Raw genomic sequence first — 20,597 nt, forward strand, 5'->3', positions numbered from 1 at the left:
GGCCGGTCACGGCCGGGCCGCCGTCCTCGGTCCACAGGGTGTCGAGGAGGCGGATGAGGGCCATGATCGCGTCGGGCGCGAGACCGCCCCACATGCCGGAGTGGACGGCGTGGTCGAGGGTGCGCAGCTCGACGTCCACGCGGATGAGGCCGCGCAGGCTGGTGGTGAGCGCCGGGACGCCGATGTCCCAGTTGCCGGAGTCGGCGATGACGATGACGTCGGCGCGCAGGTCCTCCTGGTGCTGCTCGAGGAGCTGCGGGAGGGTCGCCGAGGCGACCTCCTCCTCGCCCTCGATGAACAGGCGGACCGTCACCGGCAGGTCGTCGCCGAGGGCGCGCAGGGCCCCGAGGTGGGCGGCGATGCCGGCCTTGTCGTCGGCGGCGCCCCGCCCGTAGAGGCGCATCCCCCGCTCCGTCGGCTCGAACGGCGCGGAGTCCCAGTCGGCCGGGTCGTTCTCAGGCTGCACGTCGTGGTGGGCGTAGAGCAGGACCGTGGGCGCCCCCTCGGGCCCCTTCTTCTCACCGATGACCGCCGGCGGGGCGCCCTCGAAAGCCCGCACGATGCGGGCGTCGACACCTTCGGCGACGAAGAGCTCGAGCGTCTTCTCGGCGCTCTTCTCGACCTCGCCCAGGCGCGCTGGGTCGGCGCTGACGGACTCGATGCGGACGAGGTCCTTCAGGTCCTCGAGGAGGGCGGGGAGGACGGCATCGACGCGGGTGCCGAGCTCTGCGGGGTTCACGGTCATGGGCATCAGCGTAGGACGCGCTCTAACGTGTCCGCATGGTGGCCGTCCTGGTGCTCAACGCGGGGTCCTCGTCGCTCAAGTACCAAGTCGTCGAGCACGACGGCACCCGCCACGTGAAGGGGTTGGTGGAGCGGGTCGACGAGACCGGCTTCCCCGCTGCGCTCGAGCGGATGACCCGCGAGCTAGACGCGGCCGGGCTGACGGCGGCTTCACTGTCCGCCGTGGGCCATCGGGTCGTGCACGGCGGACCGGACTTCACCGAGCCGGTGCTCCTCACCGACGCGGTCGTGGCCGCCGTCGAGGACCTCGCGCGGTTCGCCCCTCTGCACAACCCGCCCGCCGTGGCCGGCATCCGGGCCGCGCGCGAGGAGTTCCCGGACCTGCCCCACGCCGCCGTGTTCGACACGGCCTTCTTCGCCGCCCTCCCCGCCGCGTCCTCGACCTACGCGATCGACGCGACGGTGGCGGCCGAGCACGGCATCAAGCGGTACGGCGCCCACGGCACCTCCCATCGCTACGTCTCCGTCGCCGCCGCCGCCTTCGCCGGGCGCTCGCTCGACGGGCTGCGCCAGATCGTGCTCCACCTGGGCAACGGCGCGTCGGCGGCCGCGCTGCGCTCGGGCCGCCCCCTGGACGTCTCGATGGGGCTCACCCCGCTGGAGGGGCTCGTGATGGGCACTCGCGCCGGAGACGTCGACCCCGGTGTCCTCATGCACCTGCTGCGGGCCGGGCTCTCCGTCGAGGAGCTCGACGACCTGCTCCAGCACCGCTCCGGATTGCAGGGCCTGGCCGGTCGGCACGACATGCGCGACCTGCTCGCCGCGATCGCGGACGGCGACGACGCCGCGAGGCTCGCGCTCGACGTCTACGCCCACCGCCTCCGCAAGTACGTCGGGGCCTACCTCGCCGTGCTCGGGGGCGCCGACCAGCTGATCTTCACCGGCGGCGTCGGCGAGCACGCCGCAGCGGTCCGGGCGGCCGCGGTCGCCGGGCTCTCCGCGCTCGGGCTCACCCTCGACGCGGCCGCGAACGAGCTGGCCACCGACGGCCCGCGGGAGATCTCACCCCCGGGCGCGGCCGTCCAGCTGCTCGTCGTACCCACCGACGAGGAGCTGGAGATCGCGCGCCAGGTCACCGCCCTCCTCTGACCGCCCACCTGACTTTCGCCGAGACGTCAATCCAGACGGTCCGAGACGTCAATCCGATCCGCTGCGCGGATACCGATTGACGTCTCGGACCGTCTGGATTGACGTCTCGGACCGTCTGGATTGACGTCTCGGGTCAGAAGTCGGCCGAGGTGTCCACCGACGGTGAGCGGCCCGGCTCGACGTCGCCCGTCCAGGTCCAGTCGCGGACCTCGGGGAGGTCCTCACCGTTGTCGCGGGTCCACTGCCGGGCGCGGCGCCGGGTGTCGACCATGAGCTGACGTACGGCGGCCGCGGACTGGCCCAGCCCCGGCACCCGGTCGATGACGTCCATGACCAGGTGGTAGCGGTCGAGGTCGTTCATCATCACCATGTCGAACGGCGTCGTGGTGGTGCCCTCCTCCTTGTAGCCGCGCACGTGCAGGTTGGCGTGGTTGGAGCGGCGGTAGGTGAGCCGGTGGATGAGCCACGGGTAGCCGTGGTAGGCGAAGATGACCGGCTTGTCGGCCGTGAAGATGCCGTCGAACTCTGCGTGCGGCAGGCCGTGGGGGTGCTCGGTGTCGTCCTGCAGGCGCATCAGGTCGACGACGTTGACGAAGCGGACCTTGACCTCGGGCAGGTGGGTGCGCAGCAGGGAGACCGCCGCCAGCGCCTCGAGGGTGGGCACGTCACCGGCGGCGGCGATGACGACGTCCGGTTCGGCCCCCGACTCGGTGCCGTCGTTGGAGGCCCAGTCCCAGATCCCCACGCCGCGGGCGCAGTGCAGGTCGGCCTCCTCGGCGGTGAGCCAGTCGAACGCCGGCTGCTTGCCGCTGACCACCACGTTGACGTAGTGGGTCGAGGCCAGGCAGTGCTGCATCGTCGAGAGCAGAGTGTTGGTGTCCGGGGGGAGGTAGACGCGGACGACCTCGGCCTTCTTGTTCACGACGTGGTCGATGAAGCCGGGGTCCTGGTGGCTCAGCCCGTTGTGGTCCTGGCGCCAGACGTGACTGGTGAGCAGGTAGTTGAGGCTGGAGATGTCGGCGCGCCAGCCGATCCCGCGAGTCGTCTTGAGCCACTTCGCGTGCTGGTTGAGCATCGAGTCGACGAGGTGGATGAACGCCTCGTAACAGCTGAAGATCCCGTGCCGACCGGTGAGCAGGTAGCCCTCGCACCAGCCCTGGCACGTGTGCTCGGACAGGATCTCCATCACCCGGCCGGACCGGGCGAGGTGCTCGTCGACGTCCCAGATCGCGCCCTGGAAGACCTTGTCGGTGACCGCGTAGACCGGGTCGAGCCGGTTCGAGGCCGTCTCGTCGGGACCGAAGATCCGGAACGTGTCGGGGTTGTCCCGCACGACGTCGACGAGGTATTGCCCGAACACCCTGGTCGCCTCGTGCACGGAGGCGCCTGGCTCGGTCACCTCCACCGCGTGGTCGCGGAAGTCGGGGAGCACGAGCGGCTTGCGCAGGAGGCCGCCGTTGGCGTGCGGGTTGGCGCTCATCCGGCGTACGCCGGCCGGCGCGAGCGAGCGCACCGACTCGACCGGGACGCCGTCGTCCCCGAACAGCTCCCCCGGCACGTACGACGCCAGCCACTCCTGCAGCTGACGGCGGTGGGCGGCGTTGTTCCGCGTCTCGGACAGCGGCACCTGGTGGGACCGCCAGGTGCCCTCGACCAGCTTGCCGTCGACCTCGTGCGGGCCGGTCCACCCCTTCGGCGTGACCAGCAGGATCATCGGCCACGGCCGCCACTGCCACTCCTCGCCGTCGCGCGCTGCCCGCTGGATCTCACGGATCCGGTCGTGCGCGGTGTCCATGGCCTCGGCGAGCTGCTGGTGGACGTCGTGCGGGTCGGACCCCTCCACGGTGAGCACCTCGTGGCCGTAGCCGTTCAGCAGGCTCACCAGCTCCTCGCGGGGGATCCGCGCGGGCACCGTCGGGTTGGCGATCTTGTAGCCGTTGAGGTGCAGGATCGGCAGCACGGCCCCGTCGTGGACGGGGTCGAGGAACTTGTTGGAGTGCCAGGACGCCGCCAACGGCCCGGTCTCGAACTCGCCGTCGCCGACGACCGCGGCGACCAGCAGGTCGGGGTTGTCCAGCGCGGCGCCGTACGCGTGGGAGAGCACGTAGCCCAGCTCGCCGCCCTCGTGGATCGAGCCCGGCGTCTCGGGCGCCGCGTGCGACGGGATGCCGCCCGGGAAGGAGAACTGGCAGAAGAGCCGGAGCATGCCCAGCTTGTCGTAGGAGATGCGTGGGTAGAGCTCGGAGTAGGTCCCCTCGAGCCACGCCTGGGCGACCACCGCAGGGCCTCCGTGGCCCGGACCGGCGAGGAAGATCGCGTTGACGTCGCGCTCGCGGATCAGCCGGTTGAGGTGTGTGTAGACGAGGTTGAGGCCCGGGGTGGTGCCCCAGTGGCCGAGCAGTCGTGGCTTGATGTCATCCGGCTCGAGGTCCCGCTCGAGGAGCGGGTTGTCGAGCAGGTAGATCTGCCCGACCGACAGGTAGTTCGCCGCGCGCCACCAGGCGTCGAGCGACGAGATCTCGGCTTCGCTCAGAGCTCCCATGGCGCCTACTCTGCCCTCCGCGACCCCAGGCCGAACAGGGTCGATCCGGGTGAGGCCGACGGCTCAGAGCGGGAGGTAGGGCGTCAGGTCGGTCCGCTCGCCGCTGGCGCTGACGCTGCCCCGGTCTACGGCCTCGTGCCACGCGATCTCACCGGCGGCCAGCGCGATCCACGTCGCCGCGTCGGTCTCGATCACCGCCGGCGGGGTGCCCCGGGTGTGGCGCACGCCCTCGACGCACTGCACGGCGGCGTACGGCGGCACCCGCACCTCGACGCTGCGGCCCGGCGCCTTGGCCTCGAGCAGGGCGAGGTAGTGCTTCGTCAGCAGCCGCAGGTCGTCCTTGGTGGCGCTGCCGTCGCGGACGGCGGCGAGGGCGGCGGCGACGCTGGCGGGGTCGGCCGTGCGGAGACGGGCGGGCACGTCCACACCCTAGGTCGCGGTGTCGTCGCCCGGCTCCGGCAGGTCGGGGTAGGGCTGCACCAGCTGGTAGATGGAGTACGTCGTCCTGCCGTCGTCGTGGCCGAGCGTCCGCTCGCGCCAGCGGTTCTGGAGCTCGTGGAACTCCTCGGCGAACTCGGCGACCTCCTCCTGGGTGAACCGGAGCGAGCCCTGGCTGATGTACTTCTCGGCCCCGGGCTCGTCGGTCGCGAGCGAGAGGTCGACGAGCCGATGCCCCCAGGCGCGGGCGTTGTGCTGGTAGACCTCCATCGCCGCCTCGCCGCCCGGCCGGGAGAGCATGTCCTGGCTGCGGAACGAGATGCCGTCGTCGGAGGCGAGCTTCCAGACCCGGTCCCGCTTGTCGCGCGCCTCCTCCGGTGCCTCGGTCACGAGTCCGTACTTGGCCAGCTGGCGCAGGTGGAAGCTCGCCTGGTTGGCCGGGATGTCGAGGATCCGCGCCACGTCGGCCGCGCGCAGCGACCCGCTGGCCCAGAGCTCGGAGAGGATCCGGTTGCGCGCCGGGTGGGCGATCGCGCGGAGGATGCGCGGGTCGTCGTACTTCGCCATGGTCGTGATCCTAGCGAATCCCGCACGATTTATTGCGCAACATGTCTTGCGCACTTTGAGTTGCGCAACATATGGTGCGGATATGACAGGCTTCCGCTCGCTCTCCCGCAACCACGACTTCACGGTCCTCTGGGTCGGCCAGACGATCTCCGACCTGGGATCCCGCGTCAGCACCTTCGTGTTCCCGCTGCTGGCCTACGCGCTGACCGGGTCGGCGATGTGGTCGGCGGCCGCCGAGGCGGCGTACCTCCTCGGGCTCGCCGGGATGCTGCTCCCCTCCGGCGTGCTGGCCGACCGCTACGACCGGCTCCGGATCATGCGGCTCTCCTCCGCGATCGGCGCGGTGCTGTACGCGTCGCTCGTCGTCGCGGGCGCGCTCGGCGTGCTCACGATCGTCCAGCTGCTGGCCGTCGCGCTGGCCACGGGCGTCGTGGGCGGGCTCTTCTCCCCGGCCGAGACGTCGGCGATCAGGACCGTCGTCGCGACCGACGACCTGCCGACGGCACTGTCGCAGCAGCAGGCGCGCCAGCACGTCGCCGGACTCCTCGGAGCACCCCTGGGTGGTCTCCTGTTCGGGCTGACGCGGTGGGCGCCGTTCGTCTTCGACGCGCTGTCGTACGCCGTAGCCTGGGTGTTCCTCGGCCGCATCCGCGCCGACCTCTCGGCGAAGCCCGGCCCTGCCCGACGTCCCCTGCAGGACCTGACCGAGGGAGCGCGCTTCACCTGGTCGCACCCGTTCCTCCGGGTGATCCTCGTCTGGTCGCCCCTGGTCAACCTGACGATGAACGCGCTGTTCTTCGTCGCGATCCTGCGGCTCATCCAGGCCGGCACGGCGCCCACCGCGATCGCCCTCGTCGAGGTCATCGGCGGCGTGTGCGGGATCGTCGGGGCGATCTTCGCCCCCTGGCTGATCGACCGGATGCCGACGGGCCGGCTCACCCTCGCGGTGGTGTGGAGCATGCTGCCGGTGATGCTCCCGATGGCGTTCTGGAACACGCCCCTGGTCATCGCCGCAGCGCTGGGCGTCATCCTGCTGCTCAACCCCGCTGGGAACGCCGGCACCGGCTCCTACCGGATGGCGATCACCCCGCCCGAGCTGATCGGACGCGTGCAGTCCGCGATGCAGTTCACCTCGATGGTGACGATGCCGCTCGCGCCGGTGCTCGCCGGCGCGCTGCTCGCCTGGCTCGGCGGACGCGACGCGATCCTCGCCCTCGGCGTCCTCACCGCGGTCGTCGCGCTGATCCCCACGCTGTCCCGTTCCGTACGGTCCCTCCCGCGCCCCTCCGAGTGGGTCACGCTCGAGTCAGCGCCGGGCGTACCCGCCGAAACGGTGGCCGCCGCCTGACGGCCGAGTCGGCGCAACCTGGCACTCCACAGGGGTCGAGTCGGCGCATCTTCGCAGGCGTACTGCGAGGATGCGCCGACTCGGCACCTCTCAGGTGCGAGGATGCGCCGACTCGGCACCTCTCAGGTGCGAGGATGCGCCGACTCGGCACCTCTCAGGTGCGAGGACGCGCCGACTCGTCAGGCGTCGGGGGTGAACTCCGCGTTCAGGGCCGCGGGGAGGGTGGCGCGCCACGCCTCGGCCAGCTCGGCGACGGGGATCTCGACGCGGCCGTCTGCGGGGCCCTCGACCGCGAGGACGTCGCCGCCGGTGACGCCGATCTCCGTCACGACGACGTCGTGCTCGGACGCCAGTCGCAGGAGGGCTGCGCCGTCGTGCAGGTGCGTCGTGACGAGCACGCGGCCGGCGGACTCGGCGAAGAGCGCGACGAAGGGGTCGCCGTCCAGCGCGACCCGGGCACCGATGCCCGACTGGATCGCCGCCTCGGCGAGCGCCTGCGAGAGGCCCCCGTCGGACAGGTCGTGGGCGGAGGTGACGACGTCGGACGCGGCTCGCAGGAGCGCGGCGAGCGACTTCTCCGCGGCCAGGTCGACGCGCGGCGGCAGGCCGCCGAGGTGGCCGTGCACGACGTGCGCCCACTCGGACCCGGACAGCTCCTCGCCGGACTCGCCGAGGACGAAGATCCGCTCGCCGGGGGCCACGAAGCGCGAGGGCGTCCGCCGGGTCACGTCGTCGATCACACCGAGGACCGCCACGACGGGCGTCGGCAGGATGGCGACGTCGCCGGTCTGGTTGTAGAGCGACACGTTGCCCCCGGTCACCGGGATGCCGAGCTCGAGGCAGGCGTCCTTGAGGCCGCGGCAGGCCTCGGCGAACTGCCACATCACCGCCGGGTCCTCCGGCGAGCCGAAGTTGAGGCAGTCGGACACCGCGAGCGGCGTGGCCCCGACGGTCGCGACGTTGCGGTAGGACTCGGCGAGGGCGAGCTGCGCGCCGGCGTACGGGTCGAGCTTGGCGTAGCGGCCGTTGCCGTCCGTGGAGACGGCCACGCCGAGGTTCGTCGACTCGTCGACGCGGATCATGCCGCTGTCTGCCGAGGACGAGAGCACGGTGTTGCCGCGCACGTAGTTGTCGTACTGCTGGGTGATCCAGGACTTGTCGCACAGGTTCGGCGACGCGACGAGCCGCAGCCAGGTCGCGCGCAGCTCGTCGGCGGACGAGGGGCGCGCGAGCTTCTCGGCGGCGTCGGCCTGGAGCGCGTCCTGCCAGTCGGGGCGCGCGAGCGGGCGCTCGTAGACCGGGCCCTCGTGGGCCACGGTGCGCGGGTCGACGTCGACGATGGTCTCGCCGTTCCAGTCGATGACGAGCCGGCCGTCGCCGGTGACGGTGCCGATCGTCGCGGCCTCGACTTCCCACTTCGCGCAGATCGCCATGAACGCCGCCTCGTCCTCGGGCGCGACGACGGCCATCATCCGCTCCTGCGACTCGCTCATGAGGATCTCCTCGGGAGCGAGCGTGGAGTCACGGAGCGGGACGCGGGTCAGCTCGACGTGCATGCCGCCGTCGCCGGCCGCGGCCAGCTCCGAGGTGGCGCACGAGATGCCGGCCGCGCCGAAGTCCTGGATGCCGCGGACGATGCCGGCGGCGAACAGCTCGAGGGTGCACTCGATGAGCAGCTTCTCCATGAACGGGTCGCCGACCTGGACCGACGGCCGCTTGGCGGGGCCGTCCTCGTCGAACTCGACCGACGCCAGGATGGAGGCGCCGCCGATGCCGTCGCCACCGGTGCGGGCGCCGTACATGATGACGAGGTTGCCCGCGCCGGACGCCTTCGCGAGGTGGAGGTCCTCGTGCTTGAGCACGCCGATCGCCAGCGCGTTGACGAGCGGGTTGCCGAGGTAGGTCTCGTCGAAGACCGCCTCGCCGCCGATGTTGGGCAGCCCGAGGCAGTTGCCGTAGCCGCCGACGCCGGCGACGATCCCGGGCAGCACCCGGTGGGTGTCCTCGGCGTCGAGCGGGCCGAAGCGGAGCGGGTCCATCACGGCGACGGGGCGCGCGCCCATGGCGAGGATGTCGCGGACGATGCCGCCGACGCCGGTCGCGGCGCCCTGGTAGGGCTCGACGTACGACGGGTGGTTGTGCGACTCGATCTTGAACGTGACCGCGTAGCCCTGGCCGACGTCGATCACGCCGGCGTTCTCACCGATGCCGGCGAGCATCCGGCCGGCCGGCGTCTCCTGCGGGATCTCGCCGAACTGGCGCAGGTGCACCTTCGAGGACTTGTAGGAGCAGTGCTCGCTCCACATCACGGAGTACATCGCGAGCTCGGCACCGGTCGGACGACGGCCGAGGATCTGCTTGATCGCGTCGTACTCGTCCTCCTTGAGCCCGAGCTCGGCCCAGGGCTGTGCCCGGTCCGGATCGGAGGCGGCGACGCTGATGGTGTCGAGGGCGCTGATCGGGGCCGAGGTCACGGCGTCAATCTACCGGCGCGGCACCGTGATCCCCGAGTCGGCGACGACCCGTGGAACGCCTCAGCGCAGGACGCCGTCGGCGACGACGGCGAGCATCGGCCGCACGGCCTCGGCGGGGAGGTTGCCCTGGTCGGCGACGGTCGCGATGCCGCCGATGAGGCGCAGCACCTCGAGGGGCTCGACGCCGGCGCGTACGGCGCCCTCCGCGCGCAGGGCCTCGACGACCTTGGCGTTGGCGGCCGCGTAGGTCTGGCACTTGTTCTTCATCGGGGACGTCTCGTCACCGAGCGCAGCGGTGATCTTGGCGGCGACGCCCTTGTGGACGGTCAGCCGGGCGGCGTACTCCTCGAACCACGCCATCAGCCGCTCGCGCGCGTCGCCCTCGTGCGCCAGCGCCTTGTCGGCCGACTCGTTGACGCTGGCGATCCAGTTCTGCATCACCGCGTCGATGAGGGCCTCACGGGTCGGGAAGTGCCGGTAGAGGGTGCCGGGACCGACGTCGGCCCGCTTGGCGATCTCGTCGAGCGGAGCGTCGTACCCCTTCTCGCGGAAGGTCAGCCCGGCCACCTCGACGATCCTGTCGTAGTTGCGCTTGGCGTCGGCGCGCATGGGGCGATCCTCCTACTTCCTGGCTTCGCAGGAACTTACTACTTGCAAACCGGAGACTGTCTCCGTATCGTAGAGGACATAACCGGAGTCATCCTCCGATTCAGTCTACGTCGGCCCACCAGGCCAGAACAGGACAAACCCCTCATGTCTTCCACCGTGATCTCGCGCGCCCCGGCCGAGCACATCCGGAACCAGGCACCGACCGAGCTCCCGCCGCACGCGGGCAAGGCGGCTGCCGGGATCTTCGTGGTGCTGCTGGCCCAGCTCATGCTCGTCCTCGACGCGACGGTCGTGAACGTCGCGCTCCCCCACATCGCCACCGGCCTCGGATTCGGACCGGCAGGGCTCTCGTGGGTCCTCAACGGCTACACCCTCGCGTTCGGCGGCCTGCTGCTCCTGGGCGGCCGGCTCGGCGACGTCTTCGGACGGCTGCGCCTCTTCCAGATCGGCCTCGCCGTCTTCATCGCCTTCTCGCTCATCGGCGGTCTGTCGACCTCGCCCGGCATGCTCGTCACCGCCCGCGCGTTCCAGGGTGTCGGCGCCGCTCTCGCCGCACCGTCCGTCCTCGCCCTGCTGACGACGAGCGCCCCCGACGACGCCGCCCGCAACCGGGCCCTCGCCCTCTTCTCGGCGGTGTCCTCCGGCGGCGGCGCGCTCGGCCTCATCCTCGGCGGGGTCCTCACCGACCTCATCTCGTGGCGCTGGACGCTGTTCATCAACGTCCCGATCGGGCTCGCCATCCTCGCCGTCGTCGGCCGCCTCGTCGCGGAGACCCCGCGCCGCCCCGGCCGCTTCGACGTCATCGGCGCCATCGCGGCGACCGGCTCGGCCGTCAGCATCGTCTGGGCGCTGATCGGCGCACCCGACCACGGCTGGGGCTCGGTCCGCACCATCGGCGGCCTCGCCGTCGGCCTCCTGCTGGTGGCCGTCCTCGCGATCACCGAGACCCGGGTCGCGCACCCCCTGCTGCGGCCGGCGCTCCTGCGCAGCCACTCCCGGCTGAGCGCGCTCGCGAGCATGTCCGCGATGTTCGGCGGCATGATGGCGATGTTCTTCCTCATGGTTCAGTTCCTCGAGGACCAGCTCGGCTTCGGCCCGCTGACCACCGGCCTGGCCTTCCTGCCCATGCCGCTCGGCGTCTTCACGATGTCGCGGTTCAGCCCGCGGCTGGTCGGTCGCTTCGGGCCTCTCCCGCTGGTCATCGTCGGCACCTCCGCCATGACGCTCGCGTTCCTGCGGCTCAGCCAGCTGGACGCCGGCAGCGGCTACTGGACGGGCGCATTCCCGTCGCTCCTCGTCGCCGGCCTCGCGGGCGGCCTGAGCTTCATGCCGATCACCGCGCTGGCGCTGCGCGACGTCGAGCCGGAGCACGCCGGCGCCGCGTCGGGGCTGCTCCAGACGATGCAGCAGCTCGGCGGGTCGGTCGGCCTGGCGGTGGTCGCGTCGGTCTTCGCCGCCAACGCCGTCGACGCGGACTTCCTGTCAGGTGCCCGCGCGGGGTTCATCACCGCGGCCACCCTGACGGCGATCGCGCTCGCCAGCGCGCTCACGGTCGCCGTACGCCGGCCACGGGTCGTGCCGGTCACGCAGCTGGACTGACCTGACCCAGGGCAGCTCCCTGTTCTGCACGCGGAAGACCCCTCAGGGGGCGGCCCGCGGTGTCGAACAGGGAGCTGTCCTGCGTTTTCGCGCCGGCGCGCCGAGAAGTACACGCCTGTAGTTCCGTGTAACACCTGTGACTGGTGTGAAAACTGAGGTTATGGTGACTCGGCCGAGCCGATGCCAGACGCCGCCGAGAGCACACCCGGAGACCCGACATGACCGCGCCAGCCACCACCCCGACCGACCCGACGAGAGTCGATCTGGGACTGCGCGCCGTGGTCATCACGACGGTCGTCGGCCTGCTGGCCGCCGTACTGCTGGCGCTGCCGAGCCACCACGACGACAAGGCGCGCACGATGTCCGGCAGCAACCCGGTCACGCCCGGCGTCTTCACCGGCCTCGGGTTCGACCAGTGCCTGGCGCCCAGCCAGGCGGCGATGACGGCGTGGCGCCGGTCCAGCCCGTTCCGAGCGGTCGGCATCTACATCGCCGGCTACTCCCGCGCGTGCCGCAGTCAGCCCAACCTCACGTCGACCTGGGTCGCCGCCCAGCTGGCCGCGGGCTGGCACCTGCTGCCGATCACGCTCGGCCCGCAGGCGTCCTGCCAGCCGCGCTACCCGCGCTACGGCAACGACTACCGCATCAGCGCCAAGCCGGCCGGCGACTACGCCGCGGCGCGGTCGATGGGCGCCACCGAGGCCTCCAAGACCGTCTCGGCCGCGAAGGCCCTGGGCATCGTGCCGGGCAGCACGATGTTCTACGACCTCGAGGGCTTCGACTACACCAACGCCGGCTGCCGTGAGTCCGCCCTGCGCTTCCTGTCGGCGTGGACCGTGCAGATCCACAAGCTCGGCTACCGCTCCGGCGTCTACTCGAGCGTCGGATCGGGCGTGAAGATGCTCGAGCGCCAGCGGCTCAGCCCGCTCCCCAGCGTGGTGCTCCCCGACCAGCTCTGGCTCGCGCGCTACGACGGCAAGGCCAACACCTCCTCACCCGAATACCTGTCGGACGCCGGCTGGGCGGGCAACCGCGTCAAGCAGTTCCAGGGCGGCCACAGCGAGAAGTGGGGTGGCGTCACGATCAACATCGACCGCAACTACCTCGACCTCCGCACGGCTCCGAAGCCGCCAGCACCCCCGGCGACCCCGACACCGACCCCGACGCCGGCCGCGACGCCGCCTGCGCCTCCGTCGGCTCCGGTCGAGTCGCACTGCGGCGGCGTGAAGGTCGACCTGCCGGCGTACGTCGCGATCAAGAAGCCGACCCCCACCTACCGCCCGCCGATGGACCAGGTGCTCGCGCTGAAGTGCCTGCTGCGCGAGCGGGCCGGCTTCCGCGGGGTCGTCGGCAACGGCTTCGGGCCCGCGCTCGTCACCGCGATCCAGAGCTGGCGCAAGGCCCGCGGCATGCGCGTCAACGCGGTCTGGACGCGGGCGATGTGGATGGAGCTCCTCGCCTCGGGCGCGCGGCCGACGCTGCGCCCGGGCGCCGTCTCGAAGGACGTCCGCGACGTGCAGCGCGCCCTCAACGCGGCGAACCTCTCCGCACACCTCCCCGTGAACGGGACTCTCGACGCCCGCACCCAGGTGATCCTCCGGCTCTGGAAGGCGCGGGTCGGCCTCAAGCCGGGTGGCGTCGTTGCGCAGAGCGCGTGGCGGCTGCTCGCGGCCGGCAGGTTCTGACCCGGTCGGACGTCATACGAGGTGGTTGCCGGGGCAACCGACTCGTATGACGTTGCAGGCGTCAGGCGGCGTTGCCAGGCGTCAGGCGAGTACGCCGGCCAGGGACGTGAAGAAGCCCAGCCCGTCGGTCCCGGAGCCGGTGAGCGCCTCGACCGCGTGCTCGGGGTGCGGCATCAGGCCGACCACGTTGCCACGCTCGTTGGTGATGCCGGCGATGTCGTTGAGCGAGCCGTTGGGGTTGACCTCGAGGTAGCGCGCGACGACGCGGCCCTCCCCCTCGAGACGCGCGATGGTCTCGGCGTCGGCGACGTACTGCCCCTCGCCGTTCTTGAGCGGGACGACGATCTCCTGGCCCTCGTCGTAGGAGCTGGTCCAGGGCGTCGCGGCGTTCTCGATGCGCAGGCGCTGGTCGCGGCAGATGAACTTGCGGTGGTCGTTGCGCAGCAGGCCGCCGGGCAGCAGGTGCGCCTCGACGAGGATCTGGAAGCCGTTGCAGATGCCGAGCACCGGCAGACCCGCCTCGGCGCCTGCGACGACCTCCGTCATGATCGGCGCGAAGCGCGAGATGGCGCCGCAGCGGAGGTAGTCGCCGTAGGAGAAACCGCCCGGCAGGATGACGGCGTCCACGCCCTGCAGGTCGTGGTCGCCGTGCCAGAGCGCGACGACCTCGTGGCCGGCGATGCGCACCGCGCGCTGGGCGTCGACGTCGTCGAGCGTGCCCGGGAAGGTGACGACCCCGACCTTCACTGCTCCACCCGGACCGTGTAGTTCTCGATCACCGTGTTGGCGAGGAAGCTGTCGGCGAGCTTCTCGATGTCGGCGAGCACCGCGTCGGTGACCTCGGGGACCTCGAGCTCGAACCGCTTGCCCTGGCGCACCTCGGTCACGCCGGTGAAGCCGAGCCGGGGCAGCGCGCCGAGCACCGCCTTGCCCTGCGGGTCGAGGATCTCGGGCTTGGGCATGACGTCGACGACGACTCGAGGCATGGCGGCATTCTAGGGTCCTCCCGGCGGGCCGCCCGCATCCGCAGTAGTCGCCCGTGGGCACACCGCGCCACACTGGCCCCATGACCACACCTTTCGGTGCGCCGCGCCCGGGCGCCAGCCCGCTCAAGCTGGAGTTCCCTCAGTCGCTGGCCGTGTACGACGACTACGCGGCCGCCCAACGCACGGTCGACTACCTGTCCGACAACGAGTTCCCCGTCGAGAACTGCATGATCGTCGGCACCGACCTCAAGCGCGTCGAGCGGATCACCGGCCGGCTGACCACCGGGCGCGTGGCCCTCGGCGGCCTCCTCACGGGGCTGTGGCTCGGACTGCTGATCGGCGTGCTCTTCACGCTCTTCACGACCGGCAACGCGCTCGGCCAGATCGTGTCGACGATGCTGTTCGGCGCGGTGTTCGGCCTGATCTGGGCTCTCGTCGGCTACGCGGCGACCCGTGGACAGCGCGACTTCTCGTCGGTGACGCAGGTCGTCGCCACGAAGTACGAGGTGCTCGTCGAGCACAAGGTCGCCGCCCGGGCACGCGAGCTCCTGGCGGGGCTGCCGGGGGCGCTGCCGAACCCGTTCGCCTGACCTCCCCCTTGCCGAGATCCGGGTTGTGGCTCGTCGAGATCCGGCTTCGGGCGCGCGGCCGCGCCCGAAGCCGGATCTCGACGAGCCACAACCCGGATCTCGGCGACGGTCAGGAGAGCTCGCGCTTGAGGATCTTGCCGGTGGCGGTCATCGGCAGCGAGTCGACGACCTCGACGAAGCGCGGATACTTGTACGCCGCCATCTGCTCCTTGCTCCACGCCACGATCTCGTCCGGGCTCGCGCTCGCGCCGGGCTTGAGGATGACGAACGCCTTGATCTCCTCGCCGTGACTGGGGTGCGGGATGCCGATCACCGCGGCCAGCGAGATCGCCGGGTGGGTGAGGAGGACCTCCTCGATCTCGCGCGGGTAGACGTTGAAGCCGCCGCGGATGATCATCTCCTTGGCCCGGTCGACGATGTAGTACCACCCGTCCTCGTCCCGACGCGCGAGGTCGCCCGAGCGGAACCAGCCGTACTCGTTGATCGCCTCGGCCGTCGCGTCCGGCCTGCCGTAGTAGCCCTTGAAGACGTTGTGCCCCTTGATCGCGATCTCGCCGACGGCGTCCGGGGTCCAGTCGACGGGCTCCCAGGTGCCGGGCTTGATGAGCTCCATCTCGACGCCCGGGATCGGGATGCCGATCGAGCCCACCCTCACCCCCTGCCCGAAGGGGGAGAAGCTGGCGACGGGGCTGGTCTCGGACAGGCCGTAGCCCTCCAGGATCGTCACGCCGAACCGCTTCTCGAACTCGTGGTGCACCTCGACGGGGAGCGCCGAGCCACCGGCCGCTGCCACGCGGAGGTTGCGGGCGATGGTCGAGACGTCGACGCCCCCGGCGTCCTGGGCTGAGGCCTCGGCGGTGTCCAGCGCCCCGAGCAGCCCCCAGTACATCGTCGGAACGCCCGCGAAGAACGTCACGCCCTCGCGCAGCATCAGCTGCAACGCAGGTCCGGCCTCGAATCGCGGCAGCATGACGACCGTGCCGCCGTACGCCGCGGCGCCGTTCTGGATGACGGTCTGGCCGAAGGAGTGGAAGAGCGGCAGGACGCAGAGGTAGGTGTCCGGACGACTCGCGTCGGCACCGAAGAGGACATCACCCGCGAGCGCGTTGTCGCGCATGTTGCGGTGCCGCAGCTCGGCACCCTTGGGCTGACCGGTCGTGCCGGAGGTGTAGAGGATGACCGCGGTGTCGTCCTCGTCGCATCGCACCGTCTCGAACGTCGGCGGCTGACCGCTCATCCCCTGGCCGAGGGTCCCGGTCCCCTCGATCGGGCTCGGCGCCGCCGGGTCGGCGGTGATCACGAAGAAGTGCTCGGTGGCGTCGGTGACCGAGAAGCCGTCGTACGCCGCCTTGCCGATCGGCAGCTCCGGCGTGCCCTCGAACGCGAACAGCGCCTTCGCGTCGGAGTCGGCGAGGTGGTAGGCGACCTCGCGGCCCTTGAGCAGCACGTTCAGCGGGACGACCGTCGCGCCGGCCTTGAGGATCCCCCAGTAGACGAGCGAGAAGTACGGCAGGTTCGGGCACATGAGCGCGACCTTGTCGCCCGGCCGGATGCCGCGGGAGACCAGCAGGTTCGCGATCTGGCTGGCCGCGCCGTCGACCTGCGCATAGCTGAGCCGTGCGTTGCCGAAGACGATCGCGGTGCGCTCGGGGTACGTCGACGCGCTGCCCTCGAGCAACGCAGCCAGGTTGTACGACGGCATGTGGTGGCCTCCATCACGGTCGGGTTGGCGTCAACCTAGCCGCGACACCATGACCGCGCGAGCCGTTCGCGGGTCAGAACCTCTGGCCGGTGAGCAGCTCGTAGGCCTCGATGTAGCGCGCCCGGGTGCGCTCGACGATCCGGGCCGGCAGCGCCGGCGGAGCCTCGTCGCCGTGACGGTCCCACCCGGACTCCGGCGAGAGCAGCCAGTCGCGCACGATCTGCTTGTCGTACGACGGCTGCGACCGCCCGGGGTGCCACTCGTCGGCCGCCCAGAACCGGCTGGAGTCGGGCGTGAGGACCTCGTCGGCGAGCACGATCGCACGCACGCCGAGATCGCTCTGCCGCGCGCCGAACTCGAACTTCGTGTCGGCCAGGATCAGCCCGACGCCGCGGGCGATCTCGTCGGCGCGGTGGTAGACGGCGAGGGTGAGCCGGCGCAGCTCCGCGGCGTCGTCGGCCCCGATGCGGTGGGAGACGGCCTCGTAGCTGACGTTCTCGTCGTGGTCGCCGAGCTCCGCCTTGGTCGCGGGCGTGAAGATCGCGCTCGGCAGCCTGCTCCCGTCGATCAGGCCGGGAGGCAGCGCGACGCCGCACACGTGTCCGGTCGCCTGGTAGTCGAGCAGCCCGGACCCGGTCAGGTAGCCGCGGGCGACGCACTCGACGGGGAACATGTGCAGCCGCTGGACGATCACCGCACGGCCCCTGACGGCCTCCGGCACGTCGGTGGAGAGCACGTGGTTGGGCACCAGGTCGGAGAGCTGCTCGAACCACCACTGGCTCATCCGGGTCAGGATCTCGCCCTTGTCGGGGATCGTGGAGTCCAGCACGTGGTCGAACGCGGAGATGCGGTCGCTGGCGACCATCAGCAGCTCGCCGGCGTACGGGCCGGACTCGAGCTCGTAGAGCTCACGGACCTTGCCGGAATGGACGTGCCGCGCACCGTCGATCGCAGGGGCCTGGGGGATGTTCAGCTCGGGCACGGGCACAGCCTATGAGATCGGCTTCCCACCGATTTCTCGCCTAAGTAGACTGACGCACTAGATGTAGCCGCCGAGAAGGGGAGACATGGCCCGCTCACCACGACCCGACTTCCTCATCGCGGGCGCGCCCAAGGCCGGCACCACGGCGCTGCACGCCGCGCTGGCGAGCCATCCGCAGATCTTCGTCTCCACGCCGAAGGAGGCGAAGTACTGGCTCTGCGACGACGCTCCCCCGCCGCACTACACCGGCCCGGGCGACCGGCACTCGCAGCAGGAGTGGATCTGGCGGCGCGCGGAGTACGACGCCCTGTGGGCCGGCGCCCGCGACGACCAGGTCCGTGGCGAGTCGACGCCGTTCTACCTGTGGAGCCGTGGCGCGCACCGGCGGATCGGCGAGGCGCTGCCCGAGGTGCGGGTCATCGCGATCATCCGCGACCCGATCGACCGCGCGTACTCCAACTGGATGCACCTGTGGTGCGACGGGCTCGAGCCGGTCTCCGACTTCCCGACCGCCTTCGGGCTCGAGCAGGAGCGGATCGCGCGCGGCTACGCGCCGTTCTGGCGCTACCGCGATCTCGGGCTGTACGGCGCGCAGCTGGACCACCTCTACCGGCACGTCGACCCCGAGCGGGTGCTGGTGATGCGCTACCGCGAGCTGGTCGACACCCCGACCGAGGCGGTCGACCGTGCGTGCGCCTTCCTCGGCGTCGCGACCGGCGCCGTCCCGTCGATCCCGAAGGACAACTCGCGCGCGTACGTCTCCCCGGGCTGGCGCCCCCGCGTCCTCGGGCCGGTCGTGCGGGCCGGCGCATGGGCGGGGCAGTTCGCGCGCCCCGAGGTGTGGCGGTCGGTGTCACCGTCCGTCACCCGGCACCTCGTTCGCCACCACGAGGCGGTCCGGCCGCACCTGACGGCCGACGAGCGGGAGGAGCTGCTGTCGGTGTTCGCCGACGACATCGCCCTGCTGTCGTCGCTGACCGGCGACGACTACTCCGCCTGGCTCTCGCCGGCCAGCCGCGGGTCGTTCGCGCAGCGCGCCGCTACCTGAGGACCGTGACCAGGTCGTGGGCGCCGTCGGGCCGGGCGGCCTCCACGTAGAACCGCGTGCGGCCATCGGGGAGGGCGACCGCGGTGGCGTAGCGGAACGCGCCGTCGGCGTACGGCGACGAGATCGGCGGCACCGTCGCGTCGGCGACCAGCCGGGAGCCGTCCCACCGGGCGAGGCCGGTCGTCTCGAACCAGTTGGACGCGGCGTCGGCGCGGCCGTCGTAGAGGAACGAGCCGTCGGCGAGCCGGGCGGTGACCCGGGCCCCGCGCGCGTCCCACTCGCCGGGACGGCCGGCGAGCACCTCGCCGAGGTCGGTCCACACGAGCCCGTCGGGGCTGACCAGCCGGCGGGTGGTCATCCGGTCCTCGTGGCCCGGCTCGGTCAGTGGGTGGCAGCACAGCCACATCTCCCAGCCGTCGGGCCCGATGGTGATGACCGGGTCCTTGACGGCGACCGTGTCGTCCCCGGCGAGGACGACCTGGCGGTGACCCGAGCCGAGCTCGTCGGGGGTCGCCGCGGTGAGGCTGTCGACCCACCAGTGCTTCGAGTCCCAGGTCGCACACGAGAGGTAGAGGCGCCAGCCGGAGCCGTCGGGCAGCGGCAGCAGCACCGGCCGTTCCAGCGACTCGCAGCCGAAGGTGTCGCGGTGGACCTCGGCCACGGTCTCGAAGTGCACGCCGTCGGTCGACCGGGCGACATCGACGGTGACTCCGCGGCCCTCGGCCAGCGGGCGGCGGTTGCGCCAGGTCAGCCAGAAGACGCCCTCGTGCAGCACCGCGCTGGCCGCGCCCGCCCAGTTGCCCGGGCCGTCGCCCGGCGCCGGGACGACGAGCTCGGCGCCGTCGTACGACGGGAGGTGGGGCAGCAGCGTGACCGTCATACGACCAGGATAGTCGAGTGCGATGCTCGACATTGAAATGCGAGGCCCCGCGCGCCCCGGCCGACACACTGTGCGCATGTGGAACGACCTCATGCAGCTGCAGATCCCGTTCGCCGAGAAGCTGATCCGGACGGTCGCGGTCTACGCGCTCATCGCGGTCATCCTGCGGGTCGCCGGCAAGCGTGACCTCGCGCAGCTCAACTCCCTCGACCTCGTCGTGATGCTGCTGCTGTCCAACGTGGTGCAGAACGCGATCATCGGCAACGACGACTCGCTCATCGGCGGCGCGATCGGCGCCGTCACGCTGGTGGTCACCGACTCGGCCGTCGTCCGCACGATCCGCCGCAGCGACCGGCTCGCTCGGCTCGTCGAGGGGACCCCGACCGTCATCGCCCGCGACGGGGAGTGGGACGCCGGCGCCCTCCGGGCCGAGGGGCTGCGCCGCGCCGACGCGGAGTCGGCCATGCGCCGGCAGAACGCCACCAGCGTCAAGGACCTCGAGTCGCTCTCCATCGAGCCGGGCGGCTCGATGGTCGCGAAGCTGCGTCCGGAGGCGCAGTCGGCGACGAGGGCCGACATCGAGCGGCTCGAGGCCAAGCTGGACGCGCTGCTGCGTCAGTGAGGCCGCGTCACCGATCCGGGGACGCGGACCGGCTCCACGGCGCCGGCCTCCCCTGCAGGAACCACTCGAGGTTGCGGGTGATCCACGGCAGCCCGACGTACGTCATGAAGGGCAGCGTGAAGACCATCGTCCCGAGCACGCGCAGCGGCAGCGGCCAGCCGGCGAAGAGCGGGCCGAGCAGCCAGTTCGCGCGAGCAGGCTGACCGGGAAGAAGACGCAGAAGATCGTCACCGTCTGGCGCCACCGCGCCGGCGCCGACGCAACACCGCTGACCGCCTCGACGTCGTAGGTGTGCGGCGGGTCGAACCAGCCCTCGATGCCGGTACGCCGCTCGACGCGGGTCTCCTCGACGAAGGGCTCACCGGCGCCGAGCCACCACGCGCGCTGCTGACTGCTGTCCCAGTCGTGCAACGTGGCCGCGTCGTCGAAGCGGTAGAGCAGGTGCCACTCGTCGGAGTCGGCCGCCGGACGCACCCACCCGGAGCCGAGGAAGCCCGGGAAGTCGCTCGCCAGACGCATCCCGGCCTGCATCCAGGCGACCATCTCCTGGGAGCGGTCGGTCGACACGCGTCGGGCGATCGTCACGGTGATCGGCTCAGTCATGTGTCACATCCTGCGTCCCCGGCGGGACG

Annotated in this window: 19 protein-coding genes; 7 read left to right on the forward strand and 12 right to left on the reverse strand. The window is 71.4% G+C overall.

Annotated elements, in window-relative coordinates; all coding sequences use genetic code 11:
* A partial coding sequence (locus ABD205_RS00985; RefSeq protein WP_344041478.1) for a M20/M25/M40 family metallo-hydrolase occupies positions 1–745 on the reverse strand: 745 nt, incomplete at its 3' end.
* Between the two features lie 35 nt (positions 746–780).
* Here ABD205_RS00985 and ABD205_RS00990 point away from each other — a divergent pair.
* Positions 781–1,893, forward strand: coding sequence for an acetate/propionate family kinase (locus tag ABD205_RS00990; protein WP_344041479.1), 1,113 nt, complete (start codon positions 781–783; stop codon positions 1,891–1,893).
* 133 nt (positions 1,894–2,026) lie between these two features.
* On the opposite strand, the gene ABD205_RS00995 is transcribed toward ABD205_RS00990, so the two are convergent.
* The 3 genes from ABD205_RS00995 to ABD205_RS01005 form a co-directional block, all read right to left on the reverse strand.
* On the reverse strand, positions 2,027–4,435 hold the full coding sequence (locus tag ABD205_RS00995; RefSeq protein WP_344041481.1) for a phosphoketolase family protein: 2,409 nt from the start codon (positions 4,433–4,435) through the stop codon (positions 2,027–2,029).
* A gap of 63 nt (positions 4,436–4,498) precedes the next feature.
* Entirely contained in the window at positions 4,499–4,855 is a 357-nt protein-coding gene (locus ABD205_RS01000; RefSeq protein WP_344041483.1) for a sterol carrier family protein, read from the reverse strand.
* Between the two features lie 9 nt (positions 4,856–4,864).
* A complete protein-coding gene (locus tag ABD205_RS01005) occupies positions 4,865–5,440 on the reverse strand; it encodes a winged helix-turn-helix domain-containing protein (protein ID WP_344041485.1) in 576 nt (191 codons plus the stop codon).
* An 82-nt stretch (positions 5,441–5,522) separates the two neighbouring features.
* Between ABD205_RS01005 and ABD205_RS01010 the strand changes: the two genes are divergently transcribed.
* On the forward strand, positions 5,523–6,788 hold the full coding sequence (locus ABD205_RS01010) for an MFS transporter (RefSeq protein ID WP_344041487.1): 1,266 nt from the start codon (positions 5,523–5,525) through the stop codon (positions 6,786–6,788).
* A 179-nt stretch (positions 6,789–6,967) separates the two neighbouring features.
* Here ABD205_RS01010 and purL read toward each other — a convergent pair whose 3' ends face one another.
* Both purL and ABD205_RS01020 read right to left on the reverse strand, forming a co-directional pair.
* Positions 6,968–9,262, reverse strand: a complete 2,295-nt coding sequence (gene purL / locus ABD205_RS01015; protein WP_344041489.1) for a phosphoribosylformylglycinamidine synthase subunit PurL — start codon at positions 9,260–9,262, stop codon at positions 6,968–6,970.
* Positions 9,263–9,322: 60 nt separating this feature from the next.
* Positions 9,323–9,871 (reverse strand): TetR/AcrR family transcriptional regulator, encoded by a 549-nt coding sequence (locus ABD205_RS01020; RefSeq protein ID WP_344041491.1) that lies wholly within the window; start codon positions 9,869–9,871, stop codon positions 9,323–9,325.
* Between the two features lie 144 nt (positions 9,872–10,015).
* Here ABD205_RS01020 and ABD205_RS01025 point away from each other — a divergent pair, with 144 nt between their 5' ends.
* Positions 10,016–11,470 (forward strand): MFS transporter, encoded by a 1,455-nt coding sequence (locus tag ABD205_RS01025; protein WP_344041493.1) that lies wholly within the window; start codon positions 10,016–10,018, stop codon positions 11,468–11,470.
* Positions 11,471–11,688: 218 nt separating this feature from the next.
* Complete coding sequence (locus ABD205_RS01030; protein ID WP_344041495.1) at positions 11,689–13,155, forward strand: glycoside hydrolase domain-containing protein; 1,467 nt, start codon at positions 11,689–11,691, stop codon at positions 13,153–13,155.
* An 81-nt stretch (positions 13,156–13,236) separates the two neighbouring features.
* Here ABD205_RS01030 and purQ read toward each other — a convergent pair whose 3' ends face one another.
* Entirely contained in the window at positions 13,237–13,902 is a 666-nt protein-coding gene (gene purQ / locus ABD205_RS01035) for a phosphoribosylformylglycinamidine synthase subunit PurQ (protein WP_344041497.1), read from the reverse strand.
* Positions 13,899–14,141 (reverse strand): phosphoribosylformylglycinamidine synthase subunit PurS, encoded by a 243-nt coding sequence (gene purS, locus ABD205_RS01040; RefSeq protein ID WP_344041499.1) that lies wholly within the window; start codon positions 14,139–14,141, stop codon positions 13,899–13,901. Before purS ends, purQ begins: the two co-directional genes overlap by 4 nt.
* 80 nt (positions 14,142–14,221) lie before the next feature.
* Between purS and ABD205_RS01045 the strand changes: the two genes are divergently transcribed.
* The gene (locus ABD205_RS01045; RefSeq protein WP_344041501.1) at positions 14,222–14,731 is read left to right on the forward strand and encodes a YflT domain-containing protein; all 510 of its coding nucleotides are present in this window, start codon (positions 14,222–14,224) and stop codon (positions 14,729–14,731) included.
* 109 nt (positions 14,732–14,840) lie between these two features.
* Here the strand turns inward: ABD205_RS01045 and ABD205_RS01050 are convergent, their stop codons facing one another.
* The gene (locus tag ABD205_RS01050; RefSeq protein ID WP_344041503.1) at positions 14,841–16,433 is read right to left on the reverse strand and encodes a long-chain-fatty-acid--CoA ligase; all 1,593 of its coding nucleotides are present in this window, start codon (positions 16,431–16,433) and stop codon (positions 14,841–14,843) included.
* A gap of 73 nt (positions 16,434–16,506) precedes the next feature.
* Entirely contained in the window at positions 16,507–17,415 is a 909-nt protein-coding gene (locus ABD205_RS01055) for a phosphoribosylaminoimidazolesuccinocarboxamide synthase (protein ID WP_344041505.1), read from the reverse strand.
* Positions 17,416–17,500: 85 nt separating this feature from the next.
* Between ABD205_RS01055 and ABD205_RS01060 the strand changes: the two genes are divergently transcribed.
* Positions 17,501–18,463: a sulfotransferase family protein gene (locus tag ABD205_RS01060; protein ID WP_344041507.1), complete on the forward strand. Its 963-nt coding sequence runs from the start codon at positions 17,501–17,503 to the stop codon at positions 18,461–18,463.
* Here the strand turns inward: ABD205_RS01060 and ABD205_RS01065 are convergent.
* Positions 18,456–19,343 (reverse strand): hypothetical protein, encoded by an 888-nt coding sequence (locus ABD205_RS01065; protein WP_344041509.1) that lies wholly within the window; start codon positions 19,341–19,343, stop codon positions 18,456–18,458. The genes ABD205_RS01060 and ABD205_RS01065 overlap by 8 nt on opposite strands.
* A gap of 76 nt (positions 19,344–19,419) precedes the next feature.
* Between ABD205_RS01065 and ABD205_RS01070 the strand changes: the two genes are divergently transcribed.
* Positions 19,420–19,965: a DUF421 domain-containing protein gene (locus ABD205_RS01070; protein ID WP_344041511.1), complete on the forward strand. Its 546-nt coding sequence runs from the start codon at positions 19,420–19,422 to the stop codon at positions 19,963–19,965.
* 102 nt (positions 19,966–20,067) lie between these two features.
* On the opposite strand, the gene ABD205_RS01075 is transcribed toward ABD205_RS01070, so the two are convergent.
* Positions 20,068–20,568: an antibiotic biosynthesis monooxygenase gene (locus ABD205_RS01075; RefSeq protein ID WP_344041513.1), complete on the reverse strand. Its 501-nt coding sequence runs from the start codon at positions 20,566–20,568 to the stop codon at positions 20,068–20,070.
* Positions 20,569–20,597: the final 29 nt, after the last annotated feature.

Source organism: Nocardioides panacihumi, assembly GCF_039530925.1.
In the GTDB taxonomy this organism is placed as follows: Bacteria; Actinomycetota; Actinomycetes; order Propionibacteriales; family Nocardioidaceae; genus Nocardioides; species Nocardioides panacihumi.

Excerpts from the sequence above, each read along its gene's own strand:
- ABD205_RS00990 (WP_344041479.1), top strand. The coding sequence starts at position 781 with ATGGTGGCCGTCCTGGTGCTCAACGCGGGGTCCTCGTCGCTCAAGTAC.
- ABD205_RS00995 (WP_344041481.1), bottom strand. The coding sequence starts at position 4,435 with ATGGGAGCTCTGAGCGAAGCCGAGATCTCGTCGCTCGACGCCTGGTGG.
- ABD205_RS01005 (WP_344041485.1), bottom strand. The coding sequence starts at position 5,440 with ATGGCGAAGTACGACGACCCGCGCATCCTCCGCGCGATCGCCCACCCG.
- ABD205_RS01010 (WP_344041487.1), top strand. The coding sequence starts at position 5,523 with ATGACAGGCTTCCGCTCGCTCTCCCGCAACCACGACTTCACGGTCCTC.
- ABD205_RS01020 (WP_344041491.1), bottom strand. The coding sequence starts at position 9,871 with ATGCGCGCCGACGCCAAGCGCAACTACGACAGGATCGTCGAGGTGGCC.
- ABD205_RS01025 (WP_344041493.1), top strand. The coding sequence starts at position 10,016 with ATGTCTTCCACCGTGATCTCGCGCGCCCCGGCCGAGCACATCCGGAAC.
- ABD205_RS01030 (WP_344041495.1), top strand. The coding sequence starts at position 11,689 with ATGACCGCGCCAGCCACCACCCCGACCGACCCGACGAGAGTCGATCTG.
- purS (WP_344041499.1), bottom strand. The coding sequence starts at position 14,141 with ATGCCTCGAGTCGTCGTCGACGTCATGCCCAAGCCCGAGATCCTCGAC.
- ABD205_RS01045 (WP_344041501.1), top strand. The coding sequence starts at position 14,222 with ATGACCACACCTTTCGGTGCGCCGCGCCCGGGCGCCAGCCCGCTCAAG.
- ABD205_RS01050 (WP_344041503.1), bottom strand. The coding sequence starts at position 16,433 with ATGCCGTCGTACAACCTGGCTGCGTTGCTCGAGGGCAGCGCGTCGACG.
- ABD205_RS01060 (WP_344041507.1), top strand. The coding sequence starts at position 17,501 with ATGGCCCGCTCACCACGACCCGACTTCCTCATCGCGGGCGCGCCCAAG.
- ABD205_RS01065 (WP_344041509.1), bottom strand. The coding sequence starts at position 19,343 with ATGACGGTCACGCTGCTGCCCCACCTCCCGTCGTACGACGGCGCCGAG.
- ABD205_RS01070 (WP_344041511.1), top strand. The coding sequence starts at position 19,420 with ATGTGGAACGACCTCATGCAGCTGCAGATCCCGTTCGCCGAGAAGCTG.
- ABD205_RS01075 (WP_344041513.1), bottom strand. The coding sequence starts at position 20,568 with ATGACTGAGCCGATCACCGTGACGATCGCCCGACGCGTGTCGACCGAC.